Below are 16,221 nucleotides of genomic sequence, written 5' to 3' on the forward strand. Positions count from 1 at the left end.
ATGAATGCACTTCGTAGAAACGTACTGAAAGGCGCCGCAGGCGCAGGCACCGTGGCCGTGGCCGTGGCCGCCGGCCTGCTGAAGCCCACCCAGGCCCTGGCGGGCGTCCCGCGTAGCGCCTTTGAGGCCAAGAATGTCGGTGATGCACTGAAGAAGATGGGTGCAAACGCGCCTGCCGATTCCAAGGACATCACCATCAAGGTCCCGGACATCGCCGAAAACGGCGCCGTGGTACCGGTGGAAGTGACCAGCGGCATCGCCGGCACCACCGCCATTGCCATCCTGGCCGAAAAGAATGAAACNCCCCTGGTGGCCGACTTCAGCCTGATGGGCGGCGCCGAAGGCTATGTGTCGACCCGCATCAAGATGGCGCAAACCTCNCTGGTTCGCGCCGTGGTGACGGCTGGCGGCAAATCCTACACGGCGGCCAAGGAAGTCAAGGTCACCATCGGCGGCTGCGGCGGTTAATTTCCAGCCACTCGATCGATCGAATTGAATACCCCTCGCTGGGGACATACATTTTAGGAAAGGAAAGCCAAATGGCTGAACCGATGCGTATCCGCGCCACGATGGCCGGCGATGTTGCCGATGTCAAAGTGTTGATGAACCACCCGATGGAAACCGGCCTGCGTAAAGACGCCAAGACCGGCCAATTGATTCCGGCCCACTACATCACCGACCTGACGGCCACCGTCAACGGCACGCAAGTGCTGGATGCCGGCCTCTCCGACGCCGTGTCCAAGAACCCCTACCTGGGATTCAAGGTCAAGGGGCCGAAAAAGGCGACAAGGTCGTCGTCAACTGGGCCGACAACAAGGGCGACAAGAATAGCGCCGAAGCCATCATCGGCTGAGTCGGGCACCACACGAGCGGGGCGTCAGGCCCCGCCCGCTTCCGCTTCAAATCATCAGGTTTCTGGAGGACGGCATGAAACAACAAATCATCACGAAACTGCTGACAGGGATGGCAGGCTTGGGCATGGTCCTGGGAGTCGCTACGGCGCACGCTTCGCCCGAACAGGACAAGCAGGACCTCATCAAATACTTCTCAACCAAGTACCCTAACGTCAAGCACGAAGACTTCGTCTATGGCGCGCTGGCGTTCGATCCGGACAGCAAGGCGCAATACGACGCCATCATGGAATTNCCCCCCTTCGACTCGCAGATCGAAGAAGGCCGCAAGATGTGNGAAACCCCCTTCAAGAACGGCAAAACCTATGCGGATTGCATGCCCAATGGCGGCAAGCAGATCGCCGGCAACTATCCCATGTTCGACGAAGCCAAGGGCAAGGTCGTGACACTGGAGAACGTCGTCAACGACTGTCGCGTGGCGAATGGCGAAGCACCCTTCAAGCTCAGCGATCCGAAGACCATCGGCGTGCTCAGTGCCTATATGCGGACGCTGTCCGACGGCATGATCATGAACATCAAGGTCCAGAGCCCCAAGGCCATGGCCGCGTATGAAGACGGCAAGAAAACCTACTACAGCCGCAAGGGCCAGCGCAACTTTGCCTGCGCCAGCTGCCACATACAGAACGCCGGCAACCGCCTCCGCTCCGATCTGGTCTCGCCTGTGGTGGGTCAAGCCGTGCACTGGCCGGTGTTCTTCAGCGGCGGCGACGATCTGACGACGTTGCAGAATCAGTATACGTTCTGCTTCAAGCAGCTGGCACGTGCCGTACCGCCCGCAGAAGACAGCACCACCATGAACAACCTGGAATATTTCCATTCTGCGATGTCGAACGGCCTGCCGATGAAGGCCTCGGTATTCCGCAAGTAAGTCACTGCAACACCAGAAAAGCCCGGGCAACCGGGCTTTTTCATTGGTTTGCCGGACCGCTCCTTATGAATATGAGCGGGAGCTACTATTTACGGATAGCGCGCGTAAACCGACAATACGAACCACATCCCCTTTCACCCCTGACATTCCTGAGGAAAATTCCATGCACATGAACCGTCGCGAGTTCCTGCAACTACTCGCTGTCGCCGCTGCGTCCGGCATGGCACTGGACAGCAAGTCCGCACTGGCGGGCGGCAAGGTGCCGTCCAATTTCTACGATGTACCGCGTCACGGCAACGTTTCGTTGCTGCATTTCACCGACTGCCATGCCCAGCTGCTGCCCATCTGGTTCCGTGAACCCAACGTCAACCTGGGCGTCGGCAGTGCGCTCGGCAAGGCCCCTCATCTGGTCGGCCAGAATCTGCTGAAGCACTACGGCATCAAGCCCGGCAGCGCCGAGGCCCACGCCTTCACCTATCTCGACTTCACCGAAGCCGCCAAGGTCTACGGCAAGGTCGGCGGTTTCGCCCACCTGAAAACCCTGGTTGACAAGCTGCGTGCGCAACGCCCGGGCGCGTTGCTGCTCGACGGCGGCGATACCTGGCAGGGTTCGGCCACGTCGCTGTGGACCGATGCCCAGGACATGGTCGACGCCTGTATCGCGCTGGGCGTGGACATCATGACACCGCACTGGGAATCGACCTTCGGCGCCGACCGCGTGGTGGAAATCGTCAACAAGGACTTCAAGAAGGCCGGCATCGAGTTCGTCGCGCAAAACATCGTCACCAACGATTTCGGCGACCAGGTGTTCAAGCCCTACGTCATGAAGGAACAGAATGGCGTGAAGATCGCCGTCATCGGCCAGGCCTTCCCCTACACGCCGATCGCCAACCCGCGCTACATGGTCCCCGACTGGAGCTTCGGCATCCGCGACGACAGCATGCAGAAATGGGTGGACGAGGCACGCGCCAAAGGCGCGCAGGTGGTCGTGGTGCTGTCGCACAACGGCATGGACGTCGACCTCAAGATGGCCAGCCGCGTCACCGGCGTCGACGCCATCTTCGGCGGCCATACGCACGACGGCGTACCGCAGCCGGTCAAGGTCAAGAACGCCAAGGGCATCACCCTGGTGACCAATGCCGGCTCCAACGGCAAGTTCCTCGGCGTGATGGACTTCGAAGTCAAGGGCAAGCGCGTGGAAAGCTTCAAGTACCGCCTGCTGCCGGTGTTCTCCAACCTGCTGCCGGCCGATCCGGCGATGGACGCCTATATCAAGAAGGTGCGCGCGCCCTACGAGAAGAAGCTGAACGAGAAACTCGCCGTCTCCGACGATTTCCTGTATCGCCGCGGCAACTTCAACGGTACCTGGGACCAGTTGCTGGTCGACGCGCTGATGGACGTGAAAGGTGCAGATGCCGCCTTCTCGCCCGGTTTCCGCTGGGGCACTACCCTGCTGCCGGGCGAGGACATCACGATGGAACGCCTGATGGACCAGACCGCGATCACCTATCCGCAGACCACGCTGACCAACATGAGTGGCGAGATGATCAAGACCATCATGGAAGACGTCTGCGACAACCTGTTCAACGCCGACCCCTATTACCAGCAAGGTGGCGACATGGTGCGCGTGGGCGGCATCGAATACACCGTCAATCCGAACGCGACGATCGGCAAACGCATCACCGACATGCGCATCAAGGGCAAGCCGGTCGATGCTCACAAGACCTACAAGGTTGCCGGCTGGGCGCCGGTCGGTGAAGGTGTCGCCGGCGAACCGATCTGGGAGGTCGTCGCCACCTACCTGCGCGACAAGAAGGTCATCAAGGGCCTGAAGCTGAACGAGCCNAAAATCGTCGGCGTCGGCAAATCCAATCCGGGTATCGCCGACTACACAGGTGGCGTTTCCTGACTCGACGAGGCACGATAAAAAGGGCGCAAGCCCCTTTTATTTGGCAAACGCCATGAATTCATGGCAACCCGATCGCGCGGCCTGCCGCATGGCGATGATGCGGCGGCGAGCGTCTTCACCGCCGTCGTCTTGGCCAGCCCCGGCAGGCCTTCGACCAGCACATGGCCGTCTGCGAGCAGGCCGATCACCAGCCGGTCGAGCAGGACGTCCTGGCCGACAATGACGCGCGACAGCGCCTGGCGCAGTTCAAGCATGCGGGTTTGGTTTGACATAGTGCATCCTGTCTTTGAAAGCGGACACCTTAGTGGCGCGTCCCGGCGGCGACAATGGGTGCTAAGACCTAATCGGCCCGCCTCAACCGCATACCAACCTGCCTTGGCCCGCCATCAGGGCTCATGAACCCAGGGTGTATCACGCCTCCATCGTCACAAAAATGTAATTTTTACTATCGTAATCAATGAGCCATCGTCAAAAAACACGCGACGACATCCACGATTACAAGGCCACGCAATGGACGCTGATTCGCAGACCATTACCATTCATCTTCTGGGTGCACTCTTCGCCGGAGGCGTTATCGGGCTGGAGAGAAGCTTTCATGGCAGGCCGGCCGGTTTCCGCACGCATGCGCTCGTATGTCTCGCATCAAGTCTGCTCATGCTGATTACGCTTTATCAATTGAAGTGGTTGCCCGGCGTGCCGCTTGACACAGTCCGCACGGATCCGACCCGTATGGCCCAGGGCATCATGACCGGCATCGGCTTTTTGGGTGCGGGCGTGATCTTCAAGGAAGGGCTTTCCGTTCGCGGCCTGACCACGGCAGCTTCAATCTGGATTACAGCCGCCATCGGCATTCTGATTGGCATCGGATTCTATTTTCCCGCCGTGCTCGGTACGGCGCTGACAGTAGGAACCCTCTCCCTCTTCCGTTGGGTTGAAGCCAAATTACCCTCCCATTTCTATGCGCATCACTTTGTCCGATTCGACAGGGGCAATGCAATGCCGGAGCAGGAACTGAAGCAATTCGTAACGAGCAGCGGCTTTACTATAGCCAACATGAGCTACCGGCTTTCCGATGACGGCTTCTGGTTCGAATATCGGATGGTTATCAGAACGATCAATCCGGACAATATCTCTACGTTCGCGGCGGCATTACGTAATATGGAAAATGTGCGTGCCTTCCGTATTTCCCCTACGGGCGATTAGCGGCCCGCGGATCCACGCCATTTCCTTCGGTATTTCATTGTCGCGTTACCCGACGAATTTTCCCCTTTACATAACATTCATTTGAAATGTATATTTTTACCCCAATTGCCGGAGAGGCTGCGGGCCATGCGACAGCGGCTCCGCTATGGGGTATGCAAGGCCGGTCGAATCCAATTTCTTCTGTGAAAGAGCACCATGAAAACTGAAACGCTCCATATTGTCGGCTCTGTCAGCACCGAAGCAGCTGAACGGGCTGGCGCAATCCTGAAAACCGTGCCCGGCGTGCACGACGTGTCATTTCTCGATGGCCCGGCACGCCTGTATGCACACATTGACGACAAAACGACGACACGCGCCCAATTGGCGGCGGCGCTTGCCGGAGCCGGTGTGCTCGTCGAAGAAAAGCAGTCCCCGCATGCGAACGGAAGTTGTTGCGGTGGTTGCGGCAGCTAGGCTCTTGGAGGCGTCGCCCACAGGGCGGCCCATCCCGCATGTCCTAGCGTCTTGAGCGTCTCGATATTGCGTTCGTAGATCGTTTCCGCTTCGGGGAACGCCGCCACCGCACGTTCTATGCTCGCCTCGCGCAGCAGGTGCAGGGTGGGATACGGCGCCCGGTTGGTGTAGTTGCCGATGTCGTCGACATCCGTGCCCTCGAACTGGAAGTGCGGGTGGAAGCTGGCGATTTGGATCACGCCGTCCAGCCCGTGCTCGCCCACCGCCGCCTCGGCCAGTTGCATGAAATCGTTGAAATCGAGGAAATCCGACAATAGCGTGGGGTGAATTAGCAGCGTCGTGTCGATTTCATCGGGATCGGCGGCGGCCAGAAAGTCCAGCTCGCGGTCGAGGTCTTCCAGCAGGCCGTCCAGATGCGGTGCCCGGCTCACCACGTAGCGCACCTGATTCTTGACGTAGACCGCCTTGGCGAACGGGCACAGGTTCAGCCCGATCACCGCCTTCTCGATCCACTGTCGCGTCGCCGCGACGACCGCCTCGTCGTCCATGTTCCCTGCCTCCACAGCCTGTAAGGGCGGAACTTTAACGGATACAATGCTTTATTGTTCGACGTTCATGCACGACGCCACCAAAACCATGAAAAGCAGCGCCATCCGCCAAAGCTTCCTCGATTTCTTCGCCTCCAAGGGCCACACCATCGTCCCCTCCAGCCCGCTGGTGCCGGGCAACGACCCCACCCTGCTGTTCACCAACGCCGGCATGGTGCAGTTCAAGGACGTGTTCACCGGGCAGGACAAGCGCAGCTATAGCCGCGCGGTGTCGTCGCAGCGCTGCGTGCGCGCCGGCGGCAAGCACAACGACCTGGAGAACGTCGGCTATACCGCACGCCACCACACCTTCTTCGAGATGCTGGGCAACTTCAGCTTCGGCGACTACTTCAAGCAGGACGCGATCAAGTACGCCTGGGAATACCTCACCACGGTGCTGAAGCTGCCGACCGAGAAGCTGTGGGTCACGGTCTACGCCGAGGACGACGAAGCGTACGACATCTGGCACAACGACATCGGTGTACCGAAGGAACGCATTGTTCGCATCGGCGACAACAAGGGCGCCCGCTACGCCTCCGACAACTTCTGGGCGATGGGCGACACCGGCCCCTGCGGTCCCTGCACCGAGATCTTCTACGACCACGGCGAAGGCATCTATGGTGGGCCTCCGGGAAGCCCCGAGGAAGACGGCGACCGCTACATCGAGATCTGGAACAACGTGTTCATGCAGTTCAACCGCGACGAATCGGGCACCATGCACCCGCTGCCCAAGCCCAGCGTCGACACCGGCATGGGCCTGGAGCGCATTTCCGCCGTGATGCAGCACGTGCATTCCAACTACGAGATCGACCTGTTCCAGGCGCTGATTGCCGCCGCCGCGCGCGAGACGAACACGAGCGATCTTGTCAACAACTCGCTCAAGGTCATCGCCGACCACATCCGCGCCTGTTCCTTCCTCATCGTCGACGGCGTTATCCCCGGCAACGAAGGCCGCGGCTACGTGCTGCGCCGCATCATCCGCCGCGCAATTCGCCATGGCTATAAGCTCGGTGCGCGTGCCGCCTTCTTCAACCGCATCGTGCCCGACCTGGTCGCAGCGATGGGCGCGGCCTACCCCGAACTGGCCAAAGCGCAGGATAGGGTCATGGACATCCTGCGCCAGGAAGAGGAGCGCTTCTTCGAAACCATCGAGCACGGCATGGGCATCCTTGAATCCGCGCTGAAAGACCTGCCCGCCGGTAGCACACTCGATGGCGAGTTGGCATTCAAGCTGCACGATACCTATGGATTTCCTCTGGACCTCACCGCCGACATCTGCCGCGAGGCAAGTGTGACCGTCGATACGGCTGCCTTCGACGCCGCCATGCAACGACAAAAGGACCTGGCTCGCGCAGCCGGCAAATTCAAGCTCGGCGCCGGACTGGAGTATGCGGGCGCGGCGACCACCTTCCACGGCTACGACACGCTGACGCACGACGGCAGCGTCCTCGCGCTGTACAAGGACGGCGTCGCCGTCGGCGAACTGAAGGAGGGCGAACTCGGCGTCGTCGTACTCGACCACACGCCCTTCTATGCCGAATCCGGCGGCCAGGTCGGCGATCGTGGCACGCTGCAAAGCACCAACGGCCAGTTCGAAGTGGAAGACACGCAGAAAATCCAGGCACAGGTATTCGGCCATCACGGCGTGGTGAAGACCGGCTCGCTGGCAGTCGGCGACGCCGTGCTCGCCCGCGTCAACGAGGACGCGCGCGCGCGTACCATGCGCAACCACTCGGTCACCCACCTGATGCACAAGGCGCTGCGCGAAGTGCTGGGTGAACACGTGCAGCAGAAAGGCTCGCTGGTTGACAGCGAGAAGACCCGTTTCGATTTCGTGCAGTCGAGCCCGATGACCGACGCGCAGATCCGCGAGGTGGAAGCGCGCGTCAACGCGGAAATCCTTGCCAACACCGCGACGCAGGCACGCGTGATGCCGATCGAGGCGGCCCAGAAGACCGGCGCCATGATGTTGTTCGGCGAAAAATACGGCGACGAGGTGCGGGTACTCGACATCGGCAGCTCGCGCGAACTGTGCGGCGGCACCCACGTGGCGCGCACCGGCGACATCGGCGCCTTCAAGATCCTGCTGGAAACTGGCGTCGCAGCCGGCATCCGCCGCGTCGAGGCGACCACCGGCACCGGTGTGCTTGCCTACCTCGGCGAAACGGAGAAGAATCTCGGCGCCATTGCCCAACAAGTCAAGGCCACGCCGGCCGAGGCTGCCGAGCGCGTGGCGCAACTGATGGAGCACAGCCGCGCGCTGGAAAAGGAACTCGACCGCCTGAAGTCGAAACTCGCCTCAAGCCAGGGCGACGAACTCGTGCAGCAGGCCGTCGACGTCGGCGGCGTGCGCGTGCTGGCGGCGCAACTCGACGGCGTCGACGCCAAGGCGTTGCGCGAAACCGCTGACAAGCTGCGTGACAAGCTGAAATCCTGCGCGCTGGTGCTGGGCACGGTCGCCGACGGCAAGGTCAGCCTGGTCGCGGCGGTGACGCCCGACGTCACCGCCCGGATCAAAGCAGGCGACCTGGTGAACTTCGTCGCCACCCAGGTCGGCGGCAAGGGCGGCGGCAAGCCGGATCTGGCCATGGCGGGCGGCAGCGAACCCGGGCACCTGCCCACTGCACTGGCATCGGTGCAGCCCTGGGTTCAAACAAAGCTGGCCTAACGAATGGCATAGAATTTGCTGAGGTCATAGCCAAGTACGTCAAGGTACGCTTTGTCACATCGGGATCGTTTTCACACCATGACTTCACTGGCAGATAAATTTGCTTCGCGCTTGGCCAACCTGACGCCGTTCGGTAAACGAAACGACGATCCGCTGGCCAATCTCAAGGCGGCATCCCGCTGGGTCGAGAACCTGCCCATCGGCGACGCCTTCAAATGCCAGGAAGCCATTCTCAATGCACTCAAGCGCTTCAACGAGAATTCGACGCAATACACGAAAGATCGCCTGGCCATCTTCATGCTGCTGGACGAAAAATCACGTGACCTTCAGGACACGCTGGTGCGCCAGTACCTGCGCAATCCGCGCATGTCGCGCCCTGCCGAAAGCCAGCTGTGGCATGCCGTATATGGCCTTTACTGGGAGGTCGCGCGCGGTTATCACGCCTTCGTGCTGCATCTTGCACGTACCACCGGCAAGGTGCAGCACGAAGACGCGATCCCGCTGATCACCCTGCGCGCCATCCGCACCTTTGGCCAACTGCTGAAATGGCGTGCCATCCGCTATCTGCCTGCCGGCGACAAACTCTGGCTGCGACTGCACAACCTGTATCACATCGCCGAAACCGAGGGCTTTCATCGGCAGACGCTGTGGACCTACGCCGAGGACACGGCCGGCTGCAGTTGCGAGACCGCCTATCTGCATATCCTGATGCTGAGTCTGGCCCATTCCGGCACGCTCTATCCGCGCCAGCTCGACCAGACCGATCGCTGGCTGTGTAATTGGCACGACATGCTTAAGATGGACCGCAGGCTCGACGTCAACACCGACAATTTCGTGGTCGACCTGTCTGCCGACCACGGCCCGCGCCGCGTGCGCAAGCCTGACACCGACAAGCCCTTGCGTTTCTGGGCCACCGCAGACCTGCTGCTCAAGTTGCAGGAACTGTACACAGCACTCCAGTCTGGCACACCGCCGGCGCAACTTGGCCTGACGGAAACCGCACGCACGGCCGAAAGCCTTGAGTTGCTCGAACACCTGCAACGCCAATGGGCTTCACTGGCCACGCGCGAACAGCGCCGTGCGCCGCGCAAATCGGTCAAGCGCCTGGTTGACGTGACCCACGGCCTGAGCGCCATCATCAACCAGATCAAGGCGGCCGACACCCCTGCCAGCGTCTCCCCCTATGGAACGGGCCTGAACTACAACGAGGCCGACGACGTGCAGGTATACGGTTTCATCACCGACCGCACACGCGAACGCGTCTCGCAAATGACCTTGCCAGTCACCCAGCATTCGCCGGATGTCGAGCGTTGGGTCATGAACGACGAAAGCGAATACGGATATGGCGCCATCGTCGAATCGCGCGACAAGGACTGGTTGCGCGTNGGGGCGCTCATCGGCGTCAAGCCGCACGATGCCCGCGACTGGCAACTGGGTATCGTGCGCCGGCTGTCCCGCCTCAACGACGACACCAGCTCGGTCGGCATCGAGACCCTGGCCGAGAAACCTACCCTGGCCATGCTGTACGATACCGCCACCTCGGGTTACACCGTCAACGGATTCGACAATAGCAGCGCCAGCCTGCCCCATCCCAGCCTATGGCTGGATGGCGACCAGAAGACGCTCATCATCGACCCGATCCATTTCGCGCTTGGCAAAGTGTTCCAGATCCAGGGCACGTCGGAACGCAAGTTCATCGCCTTGGGCAACCCGATCGAACGCAGCGAGGGCTGGACCCGGGTGGTCGTCGAGCCGGTAAACAGCTAGCCTCGTTCTCAAGTCCACCGCTTCCCGCGCCGCTAACGTCTATTCGCGTGCAGTGCGCGGATGCCGCCCCAATGTGCGTCCTGGTTTAACTTTGACCGGGTCTCTGGCACAATCGTCGAAAATCCGACACGCACGCAACAATTTCTCCTGTACGCAGATACAGGCGTGTTTTCGGTACCAATCGACCTGGAGGACATGTGGTCCAAACCAACAAGCCTAGCTTGCTGATCGTCGATGACGATCCGCTGATCTCCGACACGCTCACCTACGTTCTGAGCAAGGACTTCGATATTTCTGCCGCCGAATCGCGCGCGCAGGTGAAAAGCCTGATGATGCAGCTGGACGAACCGCCGCAACTGGCGCTGGTCGACTTGGGCCTGCCGCCGCAACCACACAAGCCCGACGAAGGCTTCGCCCTGATTGCCGACCTGCTGAGCATCTCACCCAGTATCAAGATCCTAGTCCTTTCCGGCCAGAGCGATGAGGCCAACGCGCGCCATGCGCGTGCGCTCGGCGCGATCGATTTCGTCGCCAAACCATGCGAGCCGGAACGGCTAAAATCCCTCCTATTCAACGCGCTGCTGGTGCAGGATGCCGAGCGTAGCGCCGACAAGGCCCCCGCACCCGTCAAGGATTCGGGCATCGTCGGGGACAGCCCGGCGATGGACAAGCTGCGCGAGCAGATCAAGCAGTACGCGGCAGCGCCCTTCCCGGTGCTGATCGAGGGCGAATCCGGCAGCGGCAAGGAACGCGTCGCCTCCAGCCTGCACCAGTTGTCGCCGCGCTCGCACAAGCCCTACCTTGCACTCAACTGCGCGGCGATCTCGCCGACCCTGGTCGAGCCGACCCTGTTCGGCTACGCCAAGGGCGCCTTCACCGGCGCCACCAGCGCACGCGCCGGCTACTTCGAGGAGGCCGAGAACGGCACCCTGTTCCTCGACGAGATCGGCGAGCTACCGCTGGAATTGCAGGCGAAGCTGCTGCGCGTGCTGGAAAACGGCGAATACCAGCGCGTCGGCGAAACCCAGCCGCGCTTCTCCAACGCCCGCGTGGTCACCGCCACCAACCGTGACCTGCGCGCCGAGATCAAGGCCGGGCGCTTCCGCGCCGACCTCTACCACCGGCTGTCGGTGTTCTCCATCGCCGTGCCGCCCCTACGCGAAATGGGGCAGGACAAGCTCACGCTGCTCAATCATTTCCGCGATTTCTACGCGCGCGAAGCCAAGAGCCAGCCGTTTTCGCTCGATCCGCGCGCGCAGCAGATGTGGGAGGACTACCACTTCCCCGGCAACGTGCGCGAACTGCGCAACATCGCCATCCGTCTGACGACCAAATATCCCGGTATGGCAGTCAATGCGCAGCAGTTGGAAGCGGAACTCGACACCGATCAGGCCTATCCGCAGGAAATTCCGCTCGCCAGCGACAGCAAGGCGCTGATCGAATTGGCACGCAAGCAATTGCAGACCCTGGCCAACTTCAACCTCGACGTCACCCTGCGCCAGTGGGAAAAAGCCTACGTCGAGGCGGCACTCAACATGACCCACGGCAACCTGTCACAGGCCGCCAAGCTGCTCGGCATCAACCGCACCACGCTTTACAGCCGTATGCAGACGTACGGAACCGAATAAACCGCCTCCGTGTATTTCGACTTCTTCGGCCTGAAAGAAGCGCCCTTCCGCATCACGCCGAATACCGAATACTGGTATGCCGGCGGCCAGCGNGGNGAAATGCTCGCCGCCTTGCAGTACGCAATCGGTCAGGGCGAAGGCATCATCAAGGTCGTGGGTGAAGTCGGCAGCGGCAAGACCATGCTGTGCCGCAAGCTGGTCGCCCAGCTGCCCGACACCATCGACAGCGTCTACCTCGGCAATCCCACCCTGTCGCCAGACGACATGCTGGCAGCCATCCTTTCCGACCTGGGCATCGACGCCGTCGCAGAGGGCCGCCAAGCCCGGCTGACACAGCTCAATGCCGCACTCCTCGCCCGCCACGAAGCTGGCCGGCGCGTGGTGGTGTTCGTCGAGGAAGCGCAAGGCATCGCGCTCGACAACCTGGAATTCCTACGGCTGCTGACCAATCTGGAAACCGCCACCGACAAGCTGCTGCAGATCATCCTGTTCGGCCAGCCCGAACTCGACGCGCAATTGGCCGACCCGCGCATCCGCCAGCTGAAGGACCGCATCACCCTGAGCCTGAATCTGTCCCCACTGTCCGAGTCCGAAGTCGCCGAGTATTTGCGTGCGCGTCTCGCGGTGGCCGGCTATCGCGGGCCCGACCTGTTTTCCGCGGCGCTGATCGCGCAGCTGACCCGCCTTTCCGGCGGATTGTCGCGCCGCATCAACGTCCTGGCCGACAAAACCCTGCTCGCGGCCTATGCCGGACAAACCCATACGCTCACCGCGGCACATCTGGACGCCGCGGCAGGCGACGCCGAAATCCGTTCCCCTGCCCAAACCGCACCCACACCACGTCTGCCGCGCTGGGCGTGGCTGAGCGCCGGCCTGGCCGCCGGACTCGGTCTGCTCACGTTCGTCGCCTTGCAGACGCGCTCGCCCGCGGCCTCGCCGGCTGCCGTACCGCCCCAAGCGGCGAGCACGCCCCGCCCGACCGCCCCCGTTCCGGTCAGCCGCGTGATCGAACTGGCACGGCAAACCCAGCGGTGGCTTGTCACCGCCGCACCCGACACCCACGTAATCCAGATCGCCTCGGCTAAAGAAGCCGCGCAGGCAGCCGTATTATTGAGGGATCTGAACGCCGTTACGCCGCAGCCGGTACGGGTGCTGCATGGCCTGAGCCAGGGCGCCCCCGCCTGGATGATCCTGGCGGGCGAATTNCCCAACCGGGACGCAGCCATGACGGTCATGCGCTCCTTGCCCGCCACGTCTACAGGCGTGCCGTTTCTGCGCACGGTCGGCAAAATGCGCAGCGTAGTCTTGCCAACGGGATAAGGATGAATAACGCTGTGTTGAAACGCTCCGTATTGACGGGCCTGGCGCTGTCCAGCCTCGTGCTGGCGGGTTGCGTNCCCCCGCGGGCATTCGACACCTCGCCCGACCATATCACCCGTCCCAGCCCGACAGCCGTTCCTGTCAGNCCCGCCCCCGCGCCCGTCAAGGCCATCCCCGCCTTGTCCCCGCCCAAGCTGAGTGCCCCGGTTCCGACCTATACTGTCGTGGTCAACGATGTGCCAGTGAAGGATCTGCTGTTTTCCATCGCACGCGACACCCAGTACAACATCGATCTGTACCCTGGCATCTCAGGGAACGTCTCGCTCAATGCCGTGCAGGAGCCGCTGCCTGCCATTCTCGACCGCATCGCGCGGCAGGCCGACCTGCGCTACGAGATGAACGGACGAACGGTGTCGATCATGCCCGACACNCCCTACGTCAAGACCTATACGGTCAATTACGTCAACGTTGCCCGCAATACGATCTCCAGTGTCGGCGTAGCGGCGCAGATCGCCAGCACCGGCGGCGGCATCGGCACGGGAACCGGCAACACGTCCGCCTCGACCAGCACCGGCAACTCCTCCACCACCACCGTCGCCAGCCAGTCGAACAATGACCTGTGGACGGTATTGGCCGACAATATCCGAACCATGCTCGCCGGCACCCGGGCCGTCACCCAGAGCAACGAGGAACGCGCGGCGCGGCTGGAAGCCGAAAAGGCCGAGCGCGCCGAACGGGTTTCGCAGGCCGAAGCGGCCAGCAAGGCCGGAGCAGGCGCCGCCAACCTGTTCACCGCCGCGTTTGCCAACCAGCCGGCGGGTGACGGCAAATACGATGTGGCGGTCAACCCGGTCGCAGGTACCGTGACGGTACTGGGTACCTCCAGACAGCAAGAACTGGTGCAGCAGTACCTGGACCGCGTCATGCAGTCCGCACAGCGTCAGGTGCTGATCGAGGCGACCATCGTCGAAGTCACGCTCAAGGACCAGTACCGCGCGGGCATCGACTGGTCGAAGGCCCTGCAGGGCGCCACCGGCTGGACGATCAATACCGTCGGCGCTGGCACCAATGCGCTGGCGGGGACGCTCTCGCCTTTCATCCAGGCCACCTACACCAAGACCGGCAGCAACGGTTTCAGCGCGGCCATCGACCTGCTGGAATCGTTCGGCAAGACCAAGGTGCTGTCCAGCCCCAAGCTTATGGCGCTGAACAACCAGACGGCCCTGCTCAAGGTGGTCGACAACCTAGTCTATTTCTCCGTACAGTCGCAGCANGGGGCGTTATCCTCCACGGGTTCGGTACTCCAGCCCGCCACGTTCACGACCACCGCACACACCGTGCCCATCGGCGTGGTGATGTCGGTGCTGCCGCAGATCAACGAGAATGGCATGGTGTCGCTGACCGTGCGTCCCACCATCTCGCGCAAGGTGGGATCGGTGGACGACCCCAATCCCGACCTTGAAAAAGCGGGCGTCAAGAATTCCATTCCCGTCATCCAGGTGCGCGAAATGGAATCGCTGCTGCAGGTACGCAGCGGCCAGACTGTGGTCCTCGGCGGCCTGATCCAGGACGACAGCAACAATGCGCGCGATGGCGTGCCCGGCCTGTCGCGCCCCGAAGGCATCGGCGCCCTGTTCGGCCAGCATGAACGCCTCAACAGCCAGACCGAACTGGTGATTTTCCTGCGGCCCACCGTGGTCTCCAACCCCACGCTGAACAACGACGCGCTTCAGCCGTTCCAGCGGCTGCTGCCCGACAGTGCNCGGAGCCAGCCTTGAGCCTGCTGCTCAAAGCACTGAAACAGGCCGAGGCCGCCCATCCTGGGCGGCTTGCATCGGACAAGTCCGATCCGGACAGCCGGATCGAAGGCGACCTCGAACTGGAACCGGCCCTCCCTGGCACCGCGAAAGCGCGCGAATGGGTCGAGCCGCCTGGCCTGCTGTTCGGCAACAGCGAACCTGTGCCCGGCACCTCGTCCCCCAGGCTGCGCTGGCCGCAGCTTTCCCGGTGCCGCTCACCGCCCTGCTGGCTGTCCTCGTCGCGTTCGGCTACGGGATATACCTCTACTTCGCCCTGCAACCGCCGGCCACCATGCCGCCGCCGGCCATGACGCACGCTGTCGCACCCGCTGAGCCGGTTCCCCTGGTGCAGCCGATGCCGACCGTATCGACAGCAACGCCCGAACGCCGTCCCGAGCCCATTGCCGCCGCCCGTCCCGTGCTTGCCGAACCCGCCACGGCTCCCGTCACCGCGCACCCCGCCACAGCGCTCCGCCTGCTCCCAGTGCGCAACCGACGGTGGCCGCGCCTGCGCCTGCGATACTGCAGTTCAAGCCCGACGCCCAGACAACCCTGCTCACCCAGGCCTACGCCGCCTACCAGCGCGGGGCACTGACCGAAGCGCAACGGCTGTATACCCAGGCAGCAACACACCGGCGTACGGCGGATGCGCTGCTGGGACTCGCAGCCATCGCCAGTGCGCAAAACCGCGATGCGGATGCCCGGCGCTTGTATCGCGAAGTGCTCGAGATCGATCCCCGCAATGCAGCCGCCCAGGGCGCCTTGCTCGACTTGCTGGGCAACACCGACGGCCTGGTGACCGAAAGCCGGCTGAAAATGCTGATCGAACGCGCGCCCAGCCCGCAGCTCTACCAAACACTCGGCAATCTCTACGCCGGGCAGGGGCGCTGGAACGACGCCCAGTCTGCCTACTTCGAGGCCTATCGGGGTGCGCCCGACAACGCCGATTACGCCTTCAATCTGGCCGTCAGCCTCGACCAGTTGCAGCAGTACCCAAGCGCGCTGACGTATTATGAGAAAGCTCTCGCAGACAGCGGCGCACACCGCTACGACCGCGCCCAGGCCGAAGCGCGCGTGCAGCAGCTGAAGTCGCTTCGATAAGGGCCCC

The 16,221-nt window shown here is 62.4% G+C and carries 14 protein-coding genes and 1 pseudogene; 13 read left to right on the plus strand and 2 right to left on the minus strand.

All coding sequences use genetic code 11. The annotated features are described in order from the left end of the window. The 4 genes and pseudogenes from soxY to soxB all read left to right on the plus strand — a co-directional run bounded on the left by soxY (position 1) and on the right by soxB (position 3,688). A complete protein-coding gene (gene soxY / locus HZY77_RS08230; protein WP_296820550.1) occupies positions 1-468 on the plus strand; it encodes a thiosulfate oxidation carrier protein SoxY in 468 nt (155 codons plus the stop codon). 71 nt (positions 469-539) lie between these two features. Then, positions 540-853 (plus strand): annotated as a pseudogene (gene soxZ / locus HZY77_RS08235) (thiosulfate oxidation carrier complex protein SoxZ). A 74-nt stretch (positions 854-927) separates the two neighbouring features. Beyond that, entirely contained in the window at positions 928-1,779 is an 852-nt protein-coding gene (soxA, locus tag HZY77_RS08240; protein ID WP_296820552.1) for a sulfur oxidation c-type cytochrome SoxA, read from the plus strand. Positions 1,780-1,942: 163 nt separating this feature from the next. Continuing rightward, entirely contained in the window at positions 1,943-3,688 is a 1,746-nt protein-coding gene (gene soxB / locus HZY77_RS08245) for a thiosulfohydrolase SoxB (protein WP_296820554.1), read from the plus strand. On the opposite strand, the gene HZY77_RS08250 is transcribed toward soxB, so the two are convergent. Then, a complete protein-coding gene (locus HZY77_RS08250) occupies positions 3,667-3,960 on the minus strand; it encodes a hypothetical protein (protein ID WP_296820556.1) in 294 nt (97 codons plus the stop codon). The genes soxB and HZY77_RS08250 overlap by 22 nt on opposite strands. 238 nt (positions 3,961-4,198) lie before the next feature. On the opposite strand from HZY77_RS08250, the gene HZY77_RS08255 reads away from it, so the two are divergent. Continuing rightward, positions 4,199-4,891, plus strand: a complete 693-nt coding sequence (locus HZY77_RS08255) for an MgtC/SapB family protein (RefSeq protein WP_296820560.1) — start codon at positions 4,199-4,201, stop codon at positions 4,889-4,891. Between the two features lie 195 nt (positions 4,892-5,086). After that, the gene (locus HZY77_RS08260; protein WP_296820563.1) at positions 5,087-5,344 is read left to right on the plus strand and encodes a hypothetical protein; all 258 of its coding nucleotides are present in this window, start codon (positions 5,087-5,089) and stop codon (positions 5,342-5,344) included. Here the strand turns inward: HZY77_RS08260 and HZY77_RS08265 are convergent. Beyond that, positions 5,341-5,892 (minus strand): DUF1415 domain-containing protein, encoded by a 552-nt coding sequence (locus tag HZY77_RS08265; protein WP_296820566.1) that lies wholly within the window; start codon positions 5,890-5,892, stop codon positions 5,341-5,343. The genes HZY77_RS08260 and HZY77_RS08265 overlap by 4 nt on opposite strands. 88 nt (positions 5,893-5,980) lie before the next feature. On the opposite strand from HZY77_RS08265, the gene alaS reads away from it, so the two are divergent. The 7 genes from alaS (at position 5,981) to HZY77_RS08300 (ending at position 16,214) form a co-directional block, all read left to right on the plus strand. Next, on the plus strand, positions 5,981-8,599 hold the full coding sequence (alaS, locus tag HZY77_RS08270; protein ID WP_296820569.1) for an alanine--tRNA ligase: 2,619 nt from the start codon (positions 5,981-5,983) through the stop codon (positions 8,597-8,599). Between the two features lie 78 nt (positions 8,600-8,677). Further along, the gene (locus tag HZY77_RS08275) at positions 8,678-10,366 is read left to right on the plus strand and encodes a hypothetical protein (protein ID WP_296820571.1); all 1,689 of its coding nucleotides are present in this window, start codon (positions 8,678-8,680) and stop codon (positions 10,364-10,366) included. Between the two features lie 221 nt (positions 10,367-10,587). Then, positions 10,588-11,994 carry a sigma-54 dependent transcriptional regulator gene (locus HZY77_RS08280; protein ID WP_296820574.1) on the plus strand — a complete coding sequence of 469 codons (1,407 nt, stop codon included), beginning with the start codon at positions 10,588-10,590 and terminating at the stop codon, positions 11,992-11,994. A gap of 9 nt (positions 11,995-12,003) precedes the next feature. After that, positions 12,004-13,314 (plus strand): AAA family ATPase, encoded by a 1,311-nt coding sequence (locus tag HZY77_RS08285; protein ID WP_296820576.1) that lies wholly within the window; start codon positions 12,004-12,006, stop codon positions 13,312-13,314. Positions 13,315-13,328: 14 nt separating this feature from the next. Continuing rightward, positions 13,329-15,092: a pilus (MSHA type) biogenesis protein MshL gene (gene mshL / locus HZY77_RS08290; RefSeq protein WP_296820578.1), complete on the plus strand. Its 1,764-nt coding sequence runs from the start codon at positions 13,329-13,331 to the stop codon at positions 15,090-15,092. Next, positions 15,089-15,424 (plus strand): hypothetical protein, encoded by a 336-nt coding sequence (locus tag HZY77_RS08295; protein ID WP_296820580.1) that lies wholly within the window; start codon positions 15,089-15,091, stop codon positions 15,422-15,424. Before mshL ends, HZY77_RS08295 begins: the two co-directional genes overlap by 4 nt. Positions 15,425-15,611: 187 nt before the next feature. Further along, complete coding sequence (locus HZY77_RS08300; RefSeq protein WP_296820582.1) at positions 15,612-16,214, plus strand: tetratricopeptide repeat protein; 603 nt, start codon at positions 15,612-15,614, stop codon at positions 16,212-16,214. Positions 16,215-16,221: the final 7 nt, after the last annotated feature.

The sequence above is a fragment of the Thiobacillus sp. genome, from assembly GCF_013693775.1.
Taxonomy (GTDB): domain Bacteria; phylum Pseudomonadota; class Gammaproteobacteria; order Burkholderiales; family Thiobacillaceae; genus Thiobacillus.

Excerpts from the sequence above, each read along its gene's own strand:
- HZY77_RS08250 (WP_296820556.1), bottom strand. The coding sequence starts at position 3,960 with ATGTCAAACCAAACCCGCATGCTTGAACTGCGCCAGGCGCTGTCGCGC.
- HZY77_RS08255 (WP_296820560.1), top strand. The coding sequence starts at position 4,199 with ATGGACGCTGATTCGCAGACCATTACCATTCATCTTCTGGGTGCACTC.
- HZY77_RS08260 (WP_296820563.1), top strand. The coding sequence starts at position 5,087 with ATGAAAACTGAAACGCTCCATATTGTCGGCTCTGTCAGCACCGAAGCA.
- HZY77_RS08265 (WP_296820566.1), bottom strand. The coding sequence starts at position 5,892 with ATGGACGACGAGGCGGTCGTCGCGGCGACGCGACAGTGGATCGAGAAG.
- alaS (WP_296820569.1), top strand. The coding sequence starts at position 5,981 with ATGAAAAGCAGCGCCATCCGCCAAAGCTTCCTCGATTTCTTCGCCTCC.